The sequence below is a fragment of the Bradyrhizobium sp. USDA 4504 genome (assembly GCF_054063995.1).
This window is the reverse complement of record NZ_JBSSGV010000001.1, coordinates 1,096,701-1,117,810: the sequence shown is the minus strand read 5'-3', so window position 1 is coordinate 1,117,810 and position 21,110 is coordinate 1,096,701. Positions and strand designations below refer to the sequence as shown.

The 21,110-nt window shown below is 64.3% G+C and carries 14 protein-coding genes and 1 pseudogene; 5 read left to right on the top strand and 10 right to left on the bottom strand.

Annotated elements, in window-relative coordinates:
- Positions 1-56: 56 nt before the first annotated feature.
- The 3 genes from ACVMB1_RS04775 to ACVMB1_RS04765 form a co-directional block, all read right to left on the bottom strand.
- Entirely contained in the window at positions 57-3,944 is a 3,888-nt protein-coding gene (locus tag ACVMB1_RS04775) for an autotransporter domain-containing protein (RefSeq protein ID WP_456814112.1), read from the bottom strand.
- A gap of 247 nt (positions 3,945-4,191) precedes the next feature.
- Complete coding sequence (locus ACVMB1_RS04770) at positions 4,192-5,136, bottom strand: DMT family transporter (protein ID WP_167350404.1); 945 nt, start codon at positions 5,134-5,136, stop codon at positions 4,192-4,194.
- Between the two features lie 233 nt (positions 5,137-5,369).
- Positions 5,370-6,209: an aldo/keto reductase gene (locus ACVMB1_RS04765; RefSeq protein ID WP_076827015.1), complete on the bottom strand. Its 840-nt coding sequence runs from the start codon at positions 6,207-6,209 to the stop codon at positions 5,370-5,372.
- Positions 6,210-6,358: 149 nt separating this feature from the next.
- On the opposite strand from ACVMB1_RS04765, the gene ACVMB1_RS04760 reads away from it, so the two are divergent.
- Positions 6,359-7,462, top strand: a complete 1,104-nt coding sequence (locus tag ACVMB1_RS04760) for an IS4 family transposase (RefSeq protein ID WP_076824845.1) — start codon at positions 6,359-6,361, stop codon at positions 7,460-7,462.
- Positions 7,463-7,799: 337 nt separating this feature from the next.
- Here the strand turns inward: ACVMB1_RS04760 and ACVMB1_RS04755 are convergent, their stop codons facing one another.
- Positions 7,800-9,284 carry an aldehyde dehydrogenase family protein gene (locus ACVMB1_RS04755; protein WP_076827207.1) on the bottom strand — a complete coding sequence of 495 codons (1,485 nt, stop codon included), beginning with the start codon at positions 9,282-9,284 and terminating at the stop codon, positions 7,800-7,802.
- Positions 9,285-9,403: 119 nt separating this feature from the next.
- Here ACVMB1_RS04755 and ACVMB1_RS04750 point away from each other — a divergent pair, with 119 nt between their 5' ends.
- Positions 9,404-10,489: a substrate-binding domain-containing protein gene (locus tag ACVMB1_RS04750; protein WP_057017575.1), complete on the top strand. Its 1,086-nt coding sequence runs from the start codon at positions 9,404-9,406 to the stop codon at positions 10,487-10,489.
- 94 nt (positions 10,490-10,583) lie between these two features.
- Here ACVMB1_RS04750 and ACVMB1_RS04745 read toward each other — a convergent pair whose 3' ends face one another.
- From ACVMB1_RS04745 to ACVMB1_RS04720, 6 genes are all read right to left on the bottom strand, one after another.
- Positions 10,584-11,483: an SMP-30/gluconolactonase/LRE family protein gene (locus ACVMB1_RS04745; RefSeq protein ID WP_456814111.1), complete on the bottom strand. Its 900-nt coding sequence runs from the start codon at positions 11,481-11,483 to the stop codon at positions 10,584-10,586.
- Between the two features lie 195 nt (positions 11,484-11,678).
- Entirely contained in the window at positions 11,679-12,104 is a 426-nt protein-coding gene (locus ACVMB1_RS04740) for a globin family protein (RefSeq protein WP_076827212.1), read from the bottom strand.
- Between the two features lie 113 nt (positions 12,105-12,217).
- Positions 12,218-13,012 carry an ABC transporter ATP-binding protein gene (locus tag ACVMB1_RS04735; protein WP_057017512.1) on the bottom strand — a complete coding sequence of 265 codons (795 nt, stop codon included), beginning with the start codon at positions 13,010-13,012 and terminating at the stop codon, positions 12,218-12,220.
- Positions 13,013-13,022: 10 nt separating this feature from the next.
- Complete coding sequence (gene ntrB / locus ACVMB1_RS04730) at positions 13,023-13,925, bottom strand: nitrate ABC transporter permease (protein ID WP_076827017.1); 903 nt, start codon at positions 13,923-13,925, stop codon at positions 13,023-13,025.
- 60 nt (positions 13,926-13,985) lie between these two features.
- A complete protein-coding gene (locus ACVMB1_RS04725; protein ID WP_076827018.1) occupies positions 13,986-15,296 on the bottom strand; it encodes a CmpA/NrtA family ABC transporter substrate-binding protein in 1,311 nt (436 codons plus the stop codon).
- 343 nt (positions 15,297-15,639) lie between these two features.
- Positions 15,640-16,554, bottom strand: a complete 915-nt coding sequence (locus ACVMB1_RS04720) for an intradiol ring-cleavage dioxygenase (protein ID WP_076827021.1) — start codon at positions 16,552-16,554, stop codon at positions 15,640-15,642.
- 169 nt (positions 16,555-16,723) lie between these two features.
- Here ACVMB1_RS04720 and ACVMB1_RS04715 point away from each other — a divergent pair, with 169 nt between their 5' ends.
- From ACVMB1_RS04715 to ACVMB1_RS04705, 3 genes and pseudogenes are all read left to right on the top strand, one after another.
- On the top strand, positions 16,724-17,998 hold the full coding sequence (locus tag ACVMB1_RS04715; protein WP_057017516.1) for a serine hydrolase domain-containing protein: 1,275 nt from the start codon (positions 16,724-16,726) through the stop codon (positions 17,996-17,998).
- A gap of 183 nt (positions 17,999-18,181) precedes the next feature.
- Positions 18,182-19,691 (top strand): annotated as a pseudogene (locus ACVMB1_RS04710) (sensor histidine kinase).
- Positions 19,692-19,778: 87 nt separating this feature from the next.
- A complete protein-coding gene (locus ACVMB1_RS04705; RefSeq protein WP_456814109.1) occupies positions 19,779-21,098 on the top strand; it encodes a dicarboxylate/amino acid:cation symporter in 1,320 nt (439 codons plus the stop codon).
- Positions 21,099-21,110 lie beyond the last annotated feature (12 nt).

The following is a 21,110-nucleotide window of genomic DNA, read 5'->3' as shown; positions in this document are numbered from 1 at the left end:
TGTCGCGGATCAAGTCCGGGACAAGCTTTCGCCGCAGGAGGCTATAGCACGGAGGGTCACCACGTATAGCGCATAACGCCCTTGCCGGCGTAAGACTGTGTCACGTTGGAGAATTCGCCCTCGAAGGTCGCGGCGGCCGACCAGCCGTTGCGCCACTTCAGCTCGGCGGAGGCGGTGGTCAGCGCCGAGTCGCTGGCCTGCGCCGCGCCGTTGACCATGAAGGCCGCGCCGGGCAGCGTCTGGAACACCGCACCAACGGCGCGGTCCGGATTGAAGTCATGCGCCCAGGCAACGCGGCCGCGCAGCGTGAAGATGCCGCCGTCAATAACGAACGATTTGTCGGAGCGCAGACCGAGTTCGCTCCGGACGTCGGTGACGCTCTTCGCGGCATAATTCAGCGCGAAGGCACCGCCGCCGGAGACCACGCTCTCCGCATAGGCCGGCAGCTCGAAGCTCGTGAACTGCGCCGCCGCATAAGGCGTCAGCCCGATCCACGGCGTGGCAGTGCGATAGCCGCCCTCGAGCCGGCCCGACCAGGCATTGGCATTGAAGTTGGCGCGCAGATGATCGGCGCCGGCCGCGGCGACGATGCGATCGGTGGTGACATCCTGCCAGCCATAGGCGAGCGCCGCGCTCAAGTACGCCGCGCCGACGCTGTGGCGAACGAACGCACCGGCCTGGAACAGATCAGAGCGGCCCCAGCCGAGACCGTTGACGCTGAAGCTGCTCGCGCCGCCGGCGAGCGCAAAGCCGGCAATGGTGTTCGGCGAGAAGCGGTGGTCGGCGCCAACCGCGGTGCCATAGAGGCTGCTGCTGGTGTTGTTCGAGCCCAGCACCGCATTGCCGCTGGTGGTCTGCGAGCCGCCATAGCCCGCCGCCCATACGCTCCAGCGCTGCTCGAAATCGACCAGCCGCGGCGGCGCCTTGGTATAGATCGCGGCCAGCGCATCGCGCGGCTCGCTCTGGCGCGCCGCATAGGCGAGCGGCATGCTCTTCTCGGCGAACGGCGTCGCCCCCGCGCCGCCGCCAAACCCACCATCGCGCCCGGCGACGAACGGATCGGTCAGCAGACCGAGGAACAGGCCCATCGCGTTGAACGTCGCCTGCTGCGAACCGGTCGCGCCCTCGCCCGAGGCCTGCGTCAAGCCGGCCGGCGACAGCCCGGCGAACACCGCGTTGATACCGCCATTGGCGTTGAAGAAGTTCTGCAGTGTGGCGGCGACGTTCTGCTGATTGACGTTCAGCTTCGACTTCGCGCCGTAATCGAGCGTGAAGTTCAGATAGGTGTTGCTCGCGTCATAGCCGAGCGTCGCGACGAGGTTCGACGGCAGCCCGGTTGAATCGATACCGGCGAACGTGCCGTTGCGGCCGCCGGCCGCCGACAGGATGGTGTATCGCTTGGCAATCGTACTGCCGGCGGCGACGCTGACGCCGACCGATCCGGCCAGCGTCGCACTGCCGCTCAACTTGGCCAAGGTGGACGCCGTCGAATTGAGCCCGATGAGGTACAGTGCCCCCGACTGGAAGGCGAGGTTGCCCGCCACGTTCAGGGATGTGCCTGGTGTCGCGTTGCCGGGCATCAGGATGCCGCCGCTTGCAATCGTCGTGTTGCCGACGGTGCCGATGCCGGAGAGCGCGCCGCCGGCATTCACCGTGGTGAGGCTCGACGAGGCGATCGAGCCGTCGACCTGCAGGATGCCGCCATTGACGACGGTGGTGCCGGTGTAGGTATTGGTGCCCGACAGGGTCAGCGTGCCGCTGCCGGTCTTTTCAAAATTCGCCGGACCGGTGCGACCGCCGCCGAAACAGCCACAGATATGGAATGGGTTCAACGGATCGAAGTCGGCAAGCACGCCGCTGAGCGTCGTCGAGAGATTATTGCTGCCAACGGCGAGGGTGTTGCCTGAGCCGATATAATAGAAGCCAGAGCCTGCGATCGAACCCGCGGTGATGCGCCCGTCGCCGTTCAGCCCCGTGCTGAGCGAGAAATCGACCAGTCCGGTGCCGTTGGTGATGAACTGTGCGTTGCCGCCGGTCGCGTTGTTGAAGAACTTAATGGTACTGCCGGCTTCAGTGGTAATGGTGGCGTCGCCCGCGGTAGCGAACGCCGTGAAGATGTGTTGGCTGCCGGCCTGGTTGTCGATAATCGCATTGCCCGCGGTGGCATAGGCATCGAACTGGAGAACGCCGCCAGCCCGATTGACGATCGTCGCGTTGGCCGCGGTCGGCGCCTCCACCGGGTTGATACCGACAGATCCGAAATAGAGCACGCCGCTGTTGTCGAAACTGGCGTTCGCCGCCGTGCTGTTCTGAAAAAAGGCGACCTGACCGCCCGCGAGCGTAACGATGGTTGCCGAAGCCGCAGATGAGGACTCGAAAAACTGCGTCGAGCCGCCATTGGTGCCGTTGGTGATGGTGGCCTGCCCTGCATTGGTGTGGCCCAGAAACACCGCGGCGCCGCCGTTGGAGTTGTCGATCACGGCCTTGGCGGCCGTGCTGGTGTCGGAGCCGCCGGGAGGACCAAACGCGTCGCCGAACACCACAGTGCCGCCGTTGGTGTTGGTGAACCTGGCGTTGCCGGCAGAACTGGTGTCGCGGAACACTGTGAGCGCGCCATTGGTGTTGCTCACGGTGGCATTGCCAGCGGTGCTGCTGTCGCGAAACTCCGTAATGCCGAAATTCTGGTTGACGATCGTCGCCGTCGACGCCGTGGTGGAATTGTAGAACGTCGTGGTGGCGATCCCGTTGAAGCCGTCGTTGACGATCTTGGTGATGCCCGCGGTGTTGGCATTCACGATGTCGAACTTGCCGTCGACGGTGACCTCGCCGACGATCGAAGCGGTGTGGCTGGCGTCGCCGAGTTGCAACGTCGCGCAATCGCAGATCGTGGTGCCGCCGGTGTAGGTGTTGGTGCCGAGCAGCACGACGCGGCCGAGGCCGCCTGAATTATCCAGCACCGTCAGCTTGCCGGGGCCGTTGCCGTCGGCGATGTTGCCGGCGATCGTAAGCGTCACGCCATTGGCGTCGATCGCGCTGCCGATCGCCGACGTGTTGATCTTGAAGTTGTTGCTGAAAGTCAGGTTGATGAGGCCGTCGGCCTGAAACGAGGCATTGTCGAGCGTGACGGTGCCTGACCCGACCGAACTGTTGTTGCTGACGACAACGGTCGTATCGACCACCAGCGTGCCGCCGGAATAGGTGTTGGCGCCGGAGAGCTGCACATTGGAGAACGCGGACGCCGACGAGTCGATCAGGCGCAGAACCCCGGCGCCGACGCCGTCGGCGATCACGCCCTGGAGATTGACCTGGGCGCCGTTCGCATCGACCGTGCCGCCGGCCGCATTGACCGCGATGTTGTTGGCGAAGGCGACGCTCGAGACCGTCGGCGACTGCATCTGGAACGTGCCGCCATTGAGCGTGATGGTGCCGGTGCCGACCGAATCCGCATTCGTCACCTGCACGGTACCGGCGGAGATCAGCGTGCCGCCGGAATAGGCATTGGTGCCCGCGAGCACCAACGTGCTGTTGCCGAGCTGCTGCACCATCGCCGGACCGCCAATGCCGTCGGTGAGGTTGGCGTTGATCGTGATGGTCTGGCCGTTGTTGGCCTGGTTGATCAGGCCGCCGGTCAGCCCGGACAGGCTGAAGCCAACCGGGTTGCCATTGATCGTGTAGGATTGCGAATTGGCGGTGAAGCTCCAGGACCCCGGCAGCATCAAGCCGGGCCCGATGGTGACCGTCGCCGATCCCGATGAATCGAAAATGGCTGACTGGTTCGGGAGGATCGGCGGCGCGCCGGCCGACGTGGTCGACCAGTTGGTCGGGAGTTCGTAGACATCGGTGCTCGTCGAGCTGCCCGTGCCGCCCCAGGTGTAGCTCTGCGCTCGTGCCGAACCGGTCGGCAACGCGATTGCGCTGGTCAGGGCGCAGAGTGCCAGGGCCATCGCAGCGCGAGACGACCGACCAGCTGACAGGAAAAAGAACGAACCAAAATGCACGTACCCGACCCCCAAACGCTCTGCGGCGCTCTTGGGGCTAGGGTTAGCACGCGGCGAACCGTGAGGTTCGCCGATCGTTTCCGAAATCCGGTGATTCAGCGATCCGAGATCAAAGATTTCGGCCCGACTGTTGTACCCGCGCAACGCTAGTTGAAGCCGGCTTTGCAACCGACGCGCGATTTCGTCCGGACGCTCAGGCGTTCGGCGACGGCTCGCTGGCCACGGTCAGCAGCTGCGACCGTCGGACGCGCTCGCGATGCGCGGTGTAGAGGCCTGAGGCGACGATGAAGCCGGCGCCGAGAATGGTCCAACGGTCGGGCACTTCGCCGAAGATCAGGAAGCCGAGGATGCTGACCCACAGCAGCTGCGTGTAGGAGAACGGCGCGAGCACCGAGGCATCGCCATAGCGGAACGCCAGCACCACGATCCACTGTCCGACGGTGGACGCAACACCGATCAGGATGCCGAACATGATGTCGTGCCAGCTCGGCGTGACCCAGACGAACGGCACCAGCGCGCTGACGATGGCGACGCCGACGATCGACGAATAGGTCATCACGGTGATCGGGCGCTCGCTGCCGCTCATCATGCGCGTCAGGATCAACGTGGCCGCCCACGCCAGCGCCGAGACGATCGGAAAGATCGCGGCGGGATGGAAGGCACTGGTGCCCGGCCGCAGGATGATAAACACGCCGGCGAGGCCGACCGCGGTCGCGATCCAGCGTCGCATACCGACCCTCTCACCGAGGAAAGCGATCGACAGCGCGGTGACGAACAGCGGCGAGACGAAGCTGGTGGCGGAGGCTTCGGCGATCGGCAGGAAGCCGAGCCCCGTGATGAAGATCAGCGAGGAGCCGAGCAGCGCGGCGCCGCGCAGCACGTGCAGGCCGGGACGGCTGCTGCGCAGCGCGAACAGCGGCGAGCCTGGCAGCATCGCCGGCGTCATGATCATCGCAAACACCAGGAAGCGGATCCAGGCGATCTCGATCGAGGGCAGCGTGGAGGAGAGATATTTTGCCGTGACGTCGGAGGTGCCCAGGAACACGGTCGACAGCAGGATCAGCGCGATGCCCTTGAACGGCCGGTCGGTGCGGGCGGGCGCCTTGCTTGTCGCTGCGGGCGCGGTCTTTGCGGGCAATGAAAGAGGAACGCTGTCCAGCCTGGCGGCCACGGCTGCGGGGGGCGGTGTCACGGCAATCTCGAAGGCAAAATAAAGGGAATCTGCTCCTCGTACAAAACGCCAATTCCGCCGCGAGAACAATGCCCGAAAACGGGACTCCGATATGCGCCAGCGCGCGCGACCGCCCGCCGCAGGCCGTGTGCCGCCGCAACTGCAACAGTTTGTTAAGAACTGTGTGGAGCGGAACGCCCTCAGAGCATCGGCAGCGAGCGCGGCTTCGGCCCGCGCGGGAACGCGGCATCGAGCGCGGCGAGTTCATCGCCGCTGAGCTTCAGAGTTCCTGCCGCCGCATTCTCCGCCGCGTGTTCCGCGTTCGACGCCTTCGGAATCGCGAGCACCGACGGCAGCCGCGTGAGGAAACTTAGCGCCACCTGGCGCGGCGTTGCCTTGTGCGCCTGCGCGATCGATTGCAGCAGCGTGCCGGCCCTGCTCGACGACGAAGGAAAATCATTGTGACCGAACGGCGAATAGGCGACGACGGCGACGCCGTGCTGCTCGCACCACGGGATCACGGCGTGCTCGATGGCGCGCTCCTGCAGATGGTAGAGCACCTGGTTGCAGGCAATCTTGCCTTCACCCGCGACATCGAGCAGTTCGTCGAGATCCTCGGTGTCGAAATTACTGACGCCCCAGGACCGGACCTTGCCCGCCGCGATCAATTCGTCGAACGCCGCGACCGTCTCGGCAAGCGGAGTGGTTCCGCGCCAGTGCAACAGATAGCAATCGAGGCGATCGGTCTTCAGCCGCTTCAGCGAGCGCTCGCAGGCGGTGATAGTGCCGCGCCGCGAGGCGTTGCTCGGCAGGACCTTCGAGACCAGGAACAGTTCGTCGCGCCGGCCGGACATCGCATCCGCGATCACGAGCTCGGCGTCGCCATACATCTCGGCGGTGTCGATATGCGTCATGCCGGCATCGATGCCGCGCTTCAGCGCAGCGACGGCCGCCTTGCGGTCACCGCGATCGAGATACCAGGTGCCCTGCCCGATCACCGAGACCTGCGGGCCGTTTCTGCCGAATTTTTTTGTCTGCACGATCGCCTCGTCTCGCGTGTTCCCTTGTGGCTCCGCGCAGGACGATAAAGCATACGGACGACCATGTCTCCACATCGTCGTCCCGGCGAAGGCCCATAGGCGCTAAAATAGGATTTGCGCCTTGGATTCGCTTGTGATTCCAAGATGGAATGGCACACGAATCGCTTGTGAACAAAGATTGGGCGCGCGTTGTCGCCCGACTTGGCGGAGCCGAGGCTCTGAACATTAGCGCGCGCAAGACGAAGGCGTTTGTCCGTCCGCGGGAGATCAGCAATGCGGTCGACTTGCTGCGCCTGATCTTGGCTTATTGCCTTGGTGAGAAAGGGCTGCGGTTGACGGCGGCATGGGCCACGTCGGTTGGGCTTGTCGATATCTCCAACGTGGCTCTGTTGTATCGCTTACGCCAGTGCGGAGATTGGCTGGCAATCTTGGTCGAGCAGGCGCTTGCCGCCGCGGCGCCGAAGGCGAGCCGCGGTCGTCTGATCCGTATTGTTGACGCCACGACGGTCCCCAAGGCTGGGACGAGCGGCAGGAACAAGAACGCAGTGTGGCGTATCCATAGCGCGTTCGATCTTCCGCAGGAGCGCTTTGGTCACTTCGAACTGACCGATCAGCGAGCGGGCGAGACGCTGGATCGGATACCGGCGGTTGCCGGTGAGATCCGTCTTGCCGATCGCGCCTATCTGCAACCGGAGCGCATGGCGCATCTCGTCGATGCCGATGCGGACTTCGTGATCCGGGCCGGCTGGAAGAGCGCGCGCTGGCTCGATGCCGAAGGTAATCTTGTTGACCTCACTGCCGAACTGCGCAACGCCTCGGCGCGTGGCCTGATCGATCGGCCGATTTGGATAAAGCGCAAGTCAGGTGCGCCGCCGCTCGCAGTGCGTCTGGTTGCCGCGAAGAAGCCGGCGCAAGCTGCTGCGGCTGCGCGACGCAAGGCGCGCCGGACTGCACAAAAGGGAGGTCATCAGCTCTCCAGGCAAACACTTGACGCCGCAGATTGGGTGATCCTGGTGACCTCACTCAGGCCAGAGGACTTCACGACTGCAGATATCCTCGCCCTCTATCGGCTGCGATGGCGCATTGAGCTCGGCTTCAAGCGGCTGAAAAGCCTGATTGGCCTGAAGGGACCTCCCGGAACCGACGAGCGGTCCGCCAGACCCCATATCCTCGCTCATCTGCTGATCATTCTATTGCTCGAGCCGCTCGTCGACGAACTCGAAGACTCTCCCCGCTTGGCCGACGCCGCCTGACCCACCCAGTGACGTGGCGTCTGCTGCGCCAGCTCGTCGCTTCGCTACGGCAAGCGATCATTCCACAGCCCGCAATCGCTCTACTCTGCAGAGCCAGTCACCCTCTCCGGCGACATCTACGCGAGCCACCCAGACATAAGCGCCACTATCAGACTATGATCAAACTATCTTAGCGCCTATGGGCGAAGGCCGGGACCCATACTCCGCAGCAGTCGTTGTTGGCGGGACTCGTCATTTCCACCCGTGTACCACAACAGATATTCGTGGTTATGGGTCCCGGCCTTCGCCGGAACGACAGCTGTATTGTGACGCGCGCCCTCGCGTCTCTCGACGCGCATCAAACGTTGAGGTTCATCCACACCGCCTTCGGTTCCGTAAAATTGTCCAGCGAGGCAGTGCCGTGCTCGCGGCCGAGGCCGGAGTCACGCTCGCCGCCCCACGGCAACCGCACATCGGTGTAGCCATAGGTATTGATCCACACCGTGCCGGCGCGGGCCCTTTTGGCGAAGCGCTGCACGCGGCCCATATCGGCACTCCAGACGCCGGCAGCGAGGCTGTACGCCGTGCCGTTGACGATGCGCAGCGCATCGGCCTCGTCCTTGAACTTGATCACGCTGACGACGGGGCCAAAAATCTCCTCCTGCGAGATGCGCATCTCGTGCGCAACGTTGGCGAACACCGCGGGGCTGATGAAATAGCCGAGGTCACCGACCCGCGCACCGCCGGTGGCCAGCAGCGCGCCCTCATGCTTGCCGATCTCGACATAATCGAGGATCGAGCGCATCTGCTTCTCGGAGATGACTGGCCCGAGCGCGGTGGCGCGATCGGCGGGATCGCCGATCCGCAACGCTTCCGCACGGTCGACCAGACGCTCGACCACCTCGTCATAGGCGTTCTCCTGCACCAGCACGCGCGAGCCGGCCGAGCAGACCTGCCCGGCGTTGAAGAAGATGCCGGCAGCCGCGGCCTTGGCAGCGGCTTCGAGATTGGCATCGTCGAAGATCACATTGGCGGACTTGCCGCCGAGCTCGAGCGAGACCCGTTTGAAGTTGCCGGCGGCGCCCTTCATGATGCCGCGGCCGACGCCGGGCGAGCCGGTGAACGTCACCTTGTCGACATCGGGATGATTGACCAGCGCGTCGCCGACGACGCGACCGGGCCCGGTCACGATGTTGAGCACGCCCTTCGGCAAACCGGCCTCGAGCGCGAGCTCGCCGATGCGCAGCGCCGACAACGAGGTCAGCTCGGCCGGCTTCATCACCACCGTGCAGCCGCAGGCGAGCGCCGGCGCGAGCTTCCACATGCCGATCATCAGCGGGAAATTCCACGGCACGATCGCGGCGACCACGCCGACCGGCTCGCGCACCGTATAGGTCAACGCGTCGTCGCGCGCCGAGACCACATCGCCGCTGATCTTGTCGGCCCAGCCGGCGTAATAGGTCAGCGTGTCGATGGCGGCCGGAAAATCCTGGCGCAGCACACCCGCAATCGGCTTGCCGGCATCGAGGCTTTCGAGCGCGACAATCTCGTCGGCATGCTGCTTCAGCAGTTCAGCCCATCGGAGCAGAATGTGGCCACGTTCGGCCGCGCGCATGGTGCGCCACGGCCCCTCGAAGGCGCGGCGGGCAGCCGCCACGGCACGATCGACATCGGCCTCATTGCCTTCGGCAATCGTAGCGATCACCTGCTCGGTGGCGGGATTGAGCGACTTGAAGGTATTTCCGGACAACGAACGGACGCGGGCGCTGTCGATCAGCAGCAGTTCGTCCCTGATGGTCGGGGCGCGGCGGGCGTCACGCTCATAGTCATATGCAACGGACATCATATTTCCTCCTGGTGTTGTCACTCAACCTAGGAGGCTTCGATCAGCAGTAAATATGATATCTTGTGCCGATTGGCATAGCCAAGGATATGAAGTCAACTTCATAAGTGGTGACCACGATGCTGCAGATCGAGATCGAGACCGTCTGGCGCTTTCGGAAAGAGGACAGCCCGCAGACCGCGGTCGTGATGCTCGGCATCCTCAACGAGATCCGGAAGACCGGAAAGATCACCAGCGCCGCCAGCGATGCGCAGCTGTCCTATCGCCATGTCTGGAACCTGATCGAGCAATGGACCGAGTTCTTCGGCGTGCCGCTGGTTGAAACCCACCGCGGCAAGGGCTCGAAGCTGACGCCATTCGGCGAGAAGCTGGTGTGGGCCGGCGAGCGCATGCAGGCGCGGCTCGGGCTGCAGCTCGAGAACCTCGCGCAGGAACTGGTCACCGAGATCAAGCCATTTCTCGAGCAGCGACCGTCGGTGATCCGGGTCCATGCCAGCCACGGCTTTGCGGTATCCAAGCTGCGCGAATTCCTTGATCGCGCGGGCGGCGTCGGCGTCGATCTGCGCTATGTCAGCAACCAGAACTCGCTGGTCTCGCTGGCGCAGGGCGCCTGCGATCTCTCCGGCGTGCACCTGCCGCGCGGCGAATTGCGCGCGCAGGGCATCAAGGCCTGCCGCGAATGGCTCGATCCGCGCGAGGACCGCGTCATCAATTTCGTGACCCGCGAGATGGGCCTGATGGTCAAGCGCGGCAACCCGCTGAAGATCACGACGCTGAAGGACCTCGTCGAGCGCAAGGCCCGTTTCGTCAACCGCGACCACGATTCCGGCACGCGGCTGCTATTCGATCAATTGCTGAGGCTGCATAAGATCCCGGAAGGGCGGATCAACGGCGCCCAGCATATGGAATTCACCCATGCGGCGGTCGCCGCCTATGTCGCGAGCGGCATGGCGGATGCGAGTTTTGGCGTCGAGGCCGCGGCGCGGCAGTTCGGGCTCGATTTCATCCGCCTGCTCACGGAAGATTATTTCTTCGTCTGCAAGCGCGCCTTCCTCGAGACCGAGCCGATGCAGCGCGTGCTCGACATCATGAAGAGCAGCGAGTTCCACAAGGCGGTGGGCGCCCTTCCCGGTTATGTCGCCTCCAACACCGGCGCCGTCAGCGGGGTGAAGGAGTTTCTCGAGAAGCTGCATTCCGACCGCTGATCAGCCAGACCCCGGCAACGGCCGACCTGATGGCCGTCGATCCTTCGGGACTCGCGCCAGGTGCGATAACGATGGTCGACAGTCAGGAAGATAGCTAGCCGAGCCCGCTGATGTCGGCGACCAGCACCGAGCCAGTCACCGATTCCGTGATGTAGAGGCGGTCGCGGTCGGCGCCGCCGATGGCGACATTGGTGCAGCTCGGCCCGGCGCAGGACTTGATCCGCGCGATGCACTCGCCGTTCGGCGCAAACAGGAAGACATGGCCGAGCGAGGCGTGCGCGACGAACAGCCGACCGGCGACGTCCATCGTCATGCCGTCGGGTCCGCTCGGGCCGAATAGCGAGCAGAAGCGGCCGACCTTGGAGACGCTGCCGTCCTTCATGAACGGCGCGCGCCAGACCGCATTGTCGCGCGTCATCGCGACGAATAGCACCGCCTCGTGCGGATCGAGCACCAGGCCGTTCGGGCTGATGCCGGTGTCGATCAGGCAGTCGAGCGCTCCGTTCACCCGCAGCCGATAGACGCGGCCGGTCGGATCGTGCAGCCCGGTCTGGCCCTGATCGGTGAAATAGATGTCGCCGTTCGAGGCGATGTGCAGGTCGTTGCAGCCGCGGAACGATTCCGAGTTGCGCGAGCGCAGCAGCGGCGTGACCTCGCCGGACCTGGCGTCGAGCTCCATCAAGCCGTGCCGATAATCGGCGATCAGGATGCGGCCCATCGCATCGATCTTCAGCCCGTTCGGCCAGCCGTCATACTCGGCAACCTGCGACCATGACTTGTCCGGCGCGATCCTGAAGATGCGGCCGAACGGAATGTCGACGATGTAGAGATTGCCGTCGGCATCGAACGACGGTCCCTCGATGAAGCAGTCGGTCACCGCGCCCGGGCGGTTGGCGTCGGCCCATTCGCTCGCCACCCTGCGGCGGAATTCCGCCGGCACGGCGGAGAAGATTTCAGTCGCGATCAGTTTCGGCGGCGTTTCCAGGAACATCATTGTTGGTTCACCCGTTGGCGGAACGGGGCGAACCATAGAGAAGATTGCTGGCGCCGTCGAATACCCCAAAGCCCACCACGTCATTGCGAGCGAAGCGAAGCAATCCATACCTCCATGCGCGGCAAGATGGATTGCTTCGTCACTTCGTTCCTCGCAATGACGGTTGGACAGCCGTCCTGTGCTTACGACGTTTTCCTATTCGGCCGGCTGCGCCGGGCCATAGGCTTCCGAGATCATGTAGCCGGACAGCGTGCCGTACGCCGCGGTCCACGCGGCGGCGACGTCAGGTGTCCAGGCTTCGCCGAGCCCTTTCTCCAGCGTCCACAACAACGCGCCGCCGACGACCGGATAATGCTCGGGCTTGGCGCCGTAGCTGACATGCCGCTTGGCCAGCGCACTCGCGGCCGGCAGGATCGTGTCGAGATTGCTCAGCCCATTCACGACGACGGCAAGCGTCGTCATCAATTTCTTGCGCTGCTCCTTCATGTCGACCGGAAACATCGCCTTCACGGCGGGCGCGACTTCGAACAAGCGGTCGTAGAAAATGACCGCGGCCTGCTCCGAGATCGGCGCGACCTTGCCAAAGCTGTCCTGAACCAGCTTGATTTGAGCCGGATTCATCTCAATCTCCTCGGTCATGAAATGAGTGCTGCAACGATTTTCAAAACGCGAGCATTGGTAACCGAAGCCGGCGCTTCGGTTCAAAGCGGAAACGCTTGCCGTCGACGTGATCATCACGCCGCCTCGACGAAGCTGTGGCGCTCATAGAGGAATTCGAGCACGCGCTGCCGGCACTTCAGGTAGCCCTGGTTGGTCGCGAGCTCGAGCCGCTTGCGCGGCCGCGCCAACGGCACCTCGAGCACCTCGCCGATCCGCGCGCTCGGACCGTTGGTCATCATCACGATGCGGTCCGACAGCAGCACCGCCTCGTCGACGTCGTGGGTGATCATCAGGATGGTGTTGCCGAGCTTCTGGTGCAGCGCCATCACCGAATCCTGCAGATGCGCGCGGGTCAGCGCGTCGAGCGCGCCGAACGGCTCGTCCAGCAGCAGCACCTTCGGCTCCATCGCGAGCGCACGCGCGATGCCGACGCGCTGCTTCATGCCGCCCGAGATCTCGCTCGGCCGCTTATCCTTGGCATGCGCCATTTGCACCAGGCTGAGATTGTGCATAACCCAGGCGTCGCGCTCGGCCTTGCTCTTGGTCCTTGCAAACACCTTGTCGACGCCGAGCTTGACGTTCTCGTAGACGGTGAGCCACGGCAGCAGGCTGTGGTTCTGGAACACCACGGCCCGATCCGGCCCCGGCGAATTGACCTCGCGGTTCTCCAGCAGCACGCCGCCATTGGTGGCGCCGGTGAGGCCGGCGACGATGTTGAGCAGGGTCGACTTGCCGCAGCCGGAGTGACCGATGATCGAGACGTATTCGCCCTTCTCGATCGTCAGGTTGATGTCCTTCAGCACCTCCGTAGTGGCGTTGCCGCGGGTGAAGGTCTTGTCGATGTGATCGAGCTTCAGATAGGCCTGCATGACTTCCTCCTCAGTTCGCCGCCGTGCCGCGGGTCACCACTTTGCCGAGGCCCGCAATGAGCCGGTCGAGCACGAAGCCGATGATGCCGACATAGAACAGCGCCAGGATGATTTCGCTGATATGCGAGGAATTCCACGCATCCCAGATGAAGAAGCCGATGCCGACGCCGCCGATCAGCATTTCTGCGGCGACGATCGCGAGCCAGGACAGGCCGATGCCGATGCGCAGGCCGGTGAACATGTAGGGCGCGGCCGCCGGGATCATGATCTTGGTGAAGAACTCCAGCGGATTGAGCTGCACGACCGCCGCGACGTTGCGGTAGTCCTGCGGGATGTTGCGGATGCCGACCGCGGTGTTGATGATGATCGGCCACACCGAGGTGATGAAGATCACGAAGATCGCCGAGGGCTGGCCATCGCGGAATGCGGCCAGCGACAGCGGCAGCCAGGCGAGCGGCGGGATGGTACGCAGCACCTGGAACAGCGGATCGAGCCCGCGCATCGCCCAGACCGACTGTCCGACCAGCGTGCCGAGCGCGATGCCCGCAATCGCCGCCAGCGAATAGCCGTAGGCGACGCGCTGCAGGCTGGCGGAGAGATGCCAGAACAGGCCCTTGTCGATGCCGCCATTGTCGAAGAACGGATCGAGGATCAGCTCCTTGGTATCTTTGAACACTTTCGACGGCGGCGGCAGGCTGGAGCCGGCGCGCCGGCAGATCAGCTCCCACACCACCAGCAGCAGCGCGACCACGATCAGCGGCGGCACCACGCGCGCCGCGGTCTCCTTCGCCATCCTGGCGTAGGTCTCGGCGCGCGGCGCGCGCTTCGGCGTCATGGTCACGACCGGCGCCGCGGCAGCGGCCGGCGGGATCGCGACCGCCGACACTTCGGTCTTCATGGCAGGCATCGACATTGAACGAAAATCTCCATGGTCAAAAAAGGAGAGCTGCACTGCTCGCGCGGCTCGCTCAAATCAGACGTCAACACGCTTGATGGACAACGACTTCAGATAGACCGCGGGATCGGCGGGATCGAACACCTTGCCGTCGAAGAAGGTCTCCTTGCCGCGCGAGGTCGAGGCCGGAATGTCGGACACGCCAAGCTCCTTGGCGGCCTCCTTCCAGAGATCCTCGCGGTTCACCTTGGCGATCAGCGCCTTGGTGTCGAAGCCTGCCTCGTACTTGCCCCAACGGATGTCTTCCGTGAGGAACCAGAGGTCGTGGCTCTGATAGGGATAGGAAGCGTTGTCGCTCCAGAACCGCATCTGCTGCGGCGAATTCTCGACCACGCGGCCGGTGCCGTAGTCGAACTTGCCCTTCATGCGGTCGGTGATGTCCTCGACCGGGCAGTTGATCCACTGCCGCTTGGCGCAGATCGCCGCGGTCTCCTCGCGGTTCTCCGCCTTCTCGCACCACTGCTGGGCTTCCATGACAGCCATCAGCAGCGCCTTCGCGGCCTTCGGGTTCTTGTCGACCCAGGCGGCGCGCAGGCCGAGCGATTTCTCCGGATGCTTGTCCCAGAGCTCGCCGGTCGTGATCGCGGTATAGCCGATCTCCTGATGGATCAGCTGCAGATTCCACGGCTCGCACACGCAGAAGCAGTCCATCGTGCCGACCTTCATGTTGGCCACCATCTGCGGCGGCGGCACCACGATGGTCTCGATGTCCTTGTCCGGATCGATGCCGCCGGCGGCGAGCCAGTAGCGGATCCACAGATCATGCGTGCCGCCGGGAAAGGTCATCGCGGCCTTCACCGCCTTGCCGGAGGCCTTCTTCTTCTCCAGCGCCGCCTTGAACGGCGCGGTGTCGATGCCGACCTTGAGATCGGCATATTCCTTGGCGACCGAGATGCACTGGCCGTTCAAATTGAGCCGCGCCATGATGTACATCGGCGTCGGCTGATTGTTCTGCGTCACCTTGCCGGCCGAGATCAGATACGGCATCGGGGTCAGGATATGCGCGCCGTCGATGCCGTTGCCCTCGGAGCCGAGCACGAGGTTGTCGCGCGTGGTGCCCCACGAGGCCTGCTTCTGCACCTCGACATCGGGCATGCCGTATTTGGCGAAGATGCCCTTCTCCTTGGCGACGAACAGCGGCGAGGCATCGGTCAGCGCAATGAAGCCGAGCTTGGCAGCCTTCACTTCCGGACCGGCGCCCTGCGCGAATGCACCTGCGGGAAAGTTGAGCTTGGCCGCGGCGAGCAGCGCGGCGGCGCCGCTGCTTGCCTTGAGTAGCTGACGGCGGCTGAGGCCGCGGCTTGGCGGCTTGTCGGTGGGCTTGGTCATCGGTCGTCCTTTGCGTCGTTGCGTTGCGGTATTGCGTCAGTGCGTCGAGCGCCGCCCTTCGGATGGCGACGCGCGCAGGGCGCAAAAAGGCGTGCACCGGGAAGGCCCCGGTCTGGCGGCGTCAGAAATCCGATGGGGTAGCCTCGAGGGACGGCTTCAATGGCGTCGGCTAATGATGATTCAAGCCTTGTGCCAATCTACCGCAGTGCAAAAATCGATTTTGATGCAAAGCCTTGCGCAACATGTCGCAGCCCGCGCGAATTTTCCGCGCGCTGCCAAAACTTGCGATTCGCCCAATCCTTGTGCGGCGCACAAGAATTGGGCAGAAGCGTTCGGAAACCGATCAGGCGTCTTCGGTGACCTTGGCGCCGAGCGGCGCGGGCGCCATTCCGCCGCCGGGCTTCACATGGAATTCGTAGGTCATCAGGCTCCACGGCCCATCCGAACGCTGGCCATCGGGCATGACAGGATCGGTGCGGCGCTCGACCTTGGCGATCAATTCATCCTTCACGCCGAACACGACGTCGGAATCGATGTACTTGTCGCCCTCGACGAAGACATGCGTGATCAGCGGCTCGTAGCCCTTGGCGTTGACCAGGAAGTGCACATGCGCCGGCCGCATCGGGTGACGGTTGGTCTGCGTGATCATCTGCCCCACCGGGCCGTCGGTCGGGATCGGATAGCTGCACGGCACGATAGTGCGGAAGAAGAAGCGGCCGTCGGCATCGGTGATGAAGCGCGCCCGCGACGACGGACCTTCGGTGGCATAGCTCGGCTTCTGCGAGTCATAGAATCCGTCATCGTCCGCGTGCCAGATATCGACCGGCACATTGGCCAGCGGCTTGCCGCCGAGGTCGGTGACGCGGCTCTGCACGAACATGCGCTCGCCCGGCAGGCTTGCCGAGATGTCGGTGCCGTGCGGCGTCACCTTGTGCTCGCCGACATAGAACGGGCCGAGCACGGTGGTCTCGGTCGCGCCATCGCGATCGCGATGGTTGACCGCATCGACGAGCATCGACACGCCGAGCACGTCGGACAACAGGATGAACTCCTGGCGGATGTCGGTGCACTTCTGCCCGGTGCGGGTCAGGAAGCCGATCGCCTGGTCCCATTCCTCGAAGGTGAGATCGGTCCTGCGCACATAATCGTGCAGCGACTTCACCAATTCCTGCAGCAGGAACTTGGCCCGTGGATCGGGTGTCTGGTCGAAGCTGCGGATGACGGCGGCGGTGAGCTCGGTTTCGTTGAACTGGGTCATCTCGGCGTTTCCCTTGACGGATACCTTGGCAGATACTTTGGGCCCCTTCGGGGGCGCGATTGCAGGGGCGACGGTACACCACCAGCTCAATGCCGGTAAGCGGCAGCGGATTGGTGCAGCAGACACTTTTCGGCTATCAAGGCTGCCTTGCAAGCCGGAGAAACGCCTGATGCTAGCCCCCACGCCTGCCTCGCCCGAATCCGCGGGAATGTCGACCACTGCCCTCAACCGCCTCGAAGCGCATCTGAAGAGCCGCTACATCGATGCCGGCCGTTTTCCCGGCACGCAGGTCCTGATCTATCGCCGCGGCAAGATCGTGCATTCCACGGTCCAGGGCTTTGCCGATCTCGAGCGCAAGGCGCCGGTCAAGGACGACACCATCTTCCGCATCTATTCGATGACCAAGCCGATCACATCAGTCGCCTTCATGATGCTGGTCGAGGAAGGCAAGGTCGCGCTCGACGAGCCGGTCGCGAAATATATTCCGGAATGGAAGAACCTCGGCGTATTCGTCGCCGGCACCGCGCCCGCCTTCCTGACCCGCCCACCGACGCGGCCGATGCAGATCGTCGACCTCTTGCGCCACACCTCGGGCCTCACTTACGGCTTCCAGCAGCGCTCGAATGTCGACGCGGCCTATCGCGAGAAGAAGATCGGCGAGGTCATCAAGGCCGGCACGCTCGACGGCATGATCGAGGACCTGGCGAAGATCCCGCTGGAGTTCTCGCCGGGCGAAGCCTGGAACTACTCGGTCTCGACCGACGTGCTCGGTTATCTCGTCGGCAAGATCTCCGGCCAGCCGTTCGAGCAATTCCTGAAGGAGCGCATCTTCAAGCCGCTCGGCATGAACGACACGGATTTCTTCGTGCCGGCCGACAAGGCGCATCGGTTTGCCGCCTGCTATTCCGCCGATCCGCAGGGCGGCTTCAACCCGCTCGCCGCCGAGCGCAAGGGCACACTGACGCTGCAGGACGATCCGACCACCAGCTCGTTCCTGGCGCCGCCTTCGCTGATCTCGGGCGGCGGCGGACTGTGCTCGACCGCGGCCGACTACCTGACCTTCTGCCGGACGCTGCTCAATGGCGGCGAGCTCGGCGGCGTCAGGCTGCTCGGCCCGAAGACGCTGAAGCTGATGACCTCGAACCATCTGCCCGGCGGCGTCGACCTGCCGGCGATGTCGCGCTCGATGTTCGCCGAAGCCGCCTATAACGGCATCGGCTTCGGCCTCGGCTTCGCCGTCACCATGCACCCGTCGCAGACGCTGATCGCCGGCAGTCCAGGCGAATTCAACTGGGGCGGCGCCGCGACGACGTCGTTCTTCATCGACCCGGCCGAGGAGCTGATCACGATCTTCATGACCCAGGTGCTGCCGTCGAGCGCCTATCCGCTGCGGCGCGAGCTGCGCACCATGGTCTACGCCGCGATCACCGAGAGCAATCTCTGACACGACGTCATTCCGCGGCGCACACTCCTCGTTCGAGCATGATCCTTTCGGAAAACCGCTTCACACTTTTCCGGATCATGCTTTGGGCGCCGCGGAACCTTTCTGATATAAAACTATTTCCTTTGGCGAATTTTTCCCGCCTCCCCTAAGCTCGCAGCGAATGGGCACCGACCCGGGGACTTCGTGCCGAAACTGACATTGCCAGTCCGTCTCGCGCTTCTGGTCGCGGGAACGATGTTGGCCGCTGATCATCTTCGCGGTCGGGATCGTCTTCCACAATTATCAGCGGGATCGTCAGGCGGCCACGCAGCGCGTGCTGGAGACGGCGCGCAGCATCCGTCTGCTGCTCGATGCGGAAATGCAGCGCATGACCGGCGGGCTGCAGGTGCTGGCCCTGACCAACTCGCTGCGCAACAGCGACTTCGACAACTTCCGCCGCGTCGCGGTCGGTTTCATCGACCAGTACGGCAAGGAAGGCGTGGTGCTGGTGGCAGACCGCGCCGGACGCCAGGTGTTCTCCTCGCTGACGCCGGACACCGCGAGCCTGCCGCCGCGCAACAATCTCGAGATCCTCGAGAAGGTGTTCGCGACGCGGCAGCCGCAATACTCCAACCTGTTCTTCGGCGCGGTGAAGCAGCGGCTGATCATCACCGTCGAGGTACCGGTGATGCGCGACGGCGAGGTGCTCTACGACATCTCCTTCAGCCCGCCGATCGAGGTGTTCCAGGCCATCATCGAGAAGCAACGCCTCAACCAGGACTGGACCATCTCGATCTTCGACAGCGACGGCGTCAACCTCGCGCGGGTGCCAAATCCGCAGGCGACCATCGGCCAGCGCGCCTCGCCATCGCTGTTTGCCGAGATGTTCCGCCGCGGCGAGGCGACGCTGCCGACCGTCTTGCTGGAAGGCGTGGCGCTGATCACCGGTTTCACCCGGTCGCGCGTCACCAGCTGGACCGTCGCCGCGGGGATCGCGGAGAACTCGCTGGTAGCGCCGCTGTGGCGCTCGCTGGCGATCACCAGCGTGATCGGCGGCGTCCTGCTGCTGGTCGGGCTCGGCTTTACGGTGCGGATGGCAACCACGATCGCGCGCGGCGAGATGCTGCACGACCTGCTGATCGAAGAGCTCAACCACCGCGTCAAGAACACACTGGCGATCCTGCAATCGATCGCCACGCAGACCTTCCGCAGCGCAAGCCGCGCCGAGCGCGACAAGTTCGAGGGGCGGCTCGGCGCGCTGGCCGAGGCGCACAATCTGCTCTCCACCGACAAATGGCAGGGCTCCGACTTCCAGGACGTCGTCAGCCGCGTGCTGCGGCCCTACCTCTTGAACACGTCCGCGCGGGTCAGGATGTTCGGCCCCCGCGTGCCGCTGTCGCCCCGGCTTGCCTTGGTGCTGTCGATGATCCTGCACGAGATGGCGACCAACGCCGCCAAATATGGCGCACTGTCCAACGACACCGGCACGGTGACGCTGGATTGGGAAATCCTCAACGAGAGCCCCGGACCGAAGCTGCGGATGATCTGGACCGAAACCGGCGGCCCACAGGTCACCGCGCCGGTCCAGCGCGGCTTCGGCTCCCGGCTGATCGAGCGCAGTGCCCGCGACCAGCTCGGCGGCGAGGCCACCGTGGATTTCCTGCCCCACGGCGTCGTCTACACCGTGACCAGCACTCTCGAAATCGACGGCTGACCCGACAGGAGTGGCCGATCCTGCGACATCTTGGCACGCAAGTTGCTATGATTGGCGGGTTCGGCCGGCCAGAAACAGGGGGAAGTCATGTCGACCATCGCAGCGGAAGCGACAGTTGCGCGCAAGCCGCTTTACACATCACTGTTCGTGCAGGTGCTCGTCGCGCTGCTGCTCGGCATCGTCATCGGCATGGCCGCGCCCGATTTCGCGATCGGGTTGAAGATCTTCAGCGATGCCTTCTTGAAGCTGATCTCGATGATCGTGGCGCCGATCGTGTTCTGCGTCGTCGTGCACGGCATTGCGGGTGCCGGCGACCTCAAGAAGGTCGGCCGGGTCGGCGTCAAGGCGCTGGTCTATTTCGAGGCGATGACGACGGTTGCGCTCGTGGTCGGCCTGCTGCTCGCCTATCTGTTCGGCCCCGGCCACGGCATGAACATCGACACCTCGACGCTGGATGCCAAGGCGCTCGGCAACTATGCCAACAACGCGCAGAAGCTGAAGGGCGAAGGCATCGGCAGCTTCCTGCTCAACATCATTCCGACCACCTCGTTCGACGCGCTGTCGCGCAACGACGTGCTGCAGGTTTTGTTCTTCGCCATCATCTTCGGCGTCAGCCTGGCGCTGGTCGGCGGCGAGAAGGGCGAGAAAATCTCCTCCTTCATCGACGCGGTCTCGACCGTGCTGTTCCGCGCCATGGGCCTGATCGTGCGCTTCGCTCCGATCGGCGTGCTCGGCGCCGTCGCCTATACGGTCGGCAAATACGGCGTCGGTTCGCTGAAGCAGCTGCTGTCGCTGGTCGCGCTGTTCTACGTGTCGGTCGCGATCTTCGTGCTCGGCGTGCTCGGCGCCGTGATGGCGCTCGCCGGCGTCAACATCCTCAAATTCCTCGGCTACGTGCGCGAGGAGCTGATGATCGTGGTCGCAACCGCATCGTCCGACGCGGTGCTGCCGCAGGTGATGCGCAAGCTGGAGCGTTTCGGCGTCAAGGATTCGGTGGTTGGCCTCGTGATTCCGACCGGCTATTCCTTCAACCTCGACGCCTTCTCGATCTACCTGACGCTTGCGGTCGTGTTCATCGCGCAGGCGACCAACACGCCGCTGTCGTTCGGCGACCTGATGCTGGTGCTCGGCGTGTCGCTGATCACCTCGAAGGGTGCGCATGGCGTGCCCGGCTCGGCGATCGTCATCCTGGCGGCGACGCTCAACGCCGTGCCGAGCATCCCGGCGATTGGCCTCGTGCTGGTGCTCTCGGTCGACTGGTTCATCGGCATGGCGCGCGCAGTCGGCAATTTGATCGGCAACTGCGTCGCCACCGTCGTGGTCGCGGCATGGGAAGGCGACCTCGACCGCGACAAGGCCCGTCGCGTGCTCGAAGGCGCCGAGGCGGTTGACGTGACCGCGGGCTGAGCCACGCGTCCC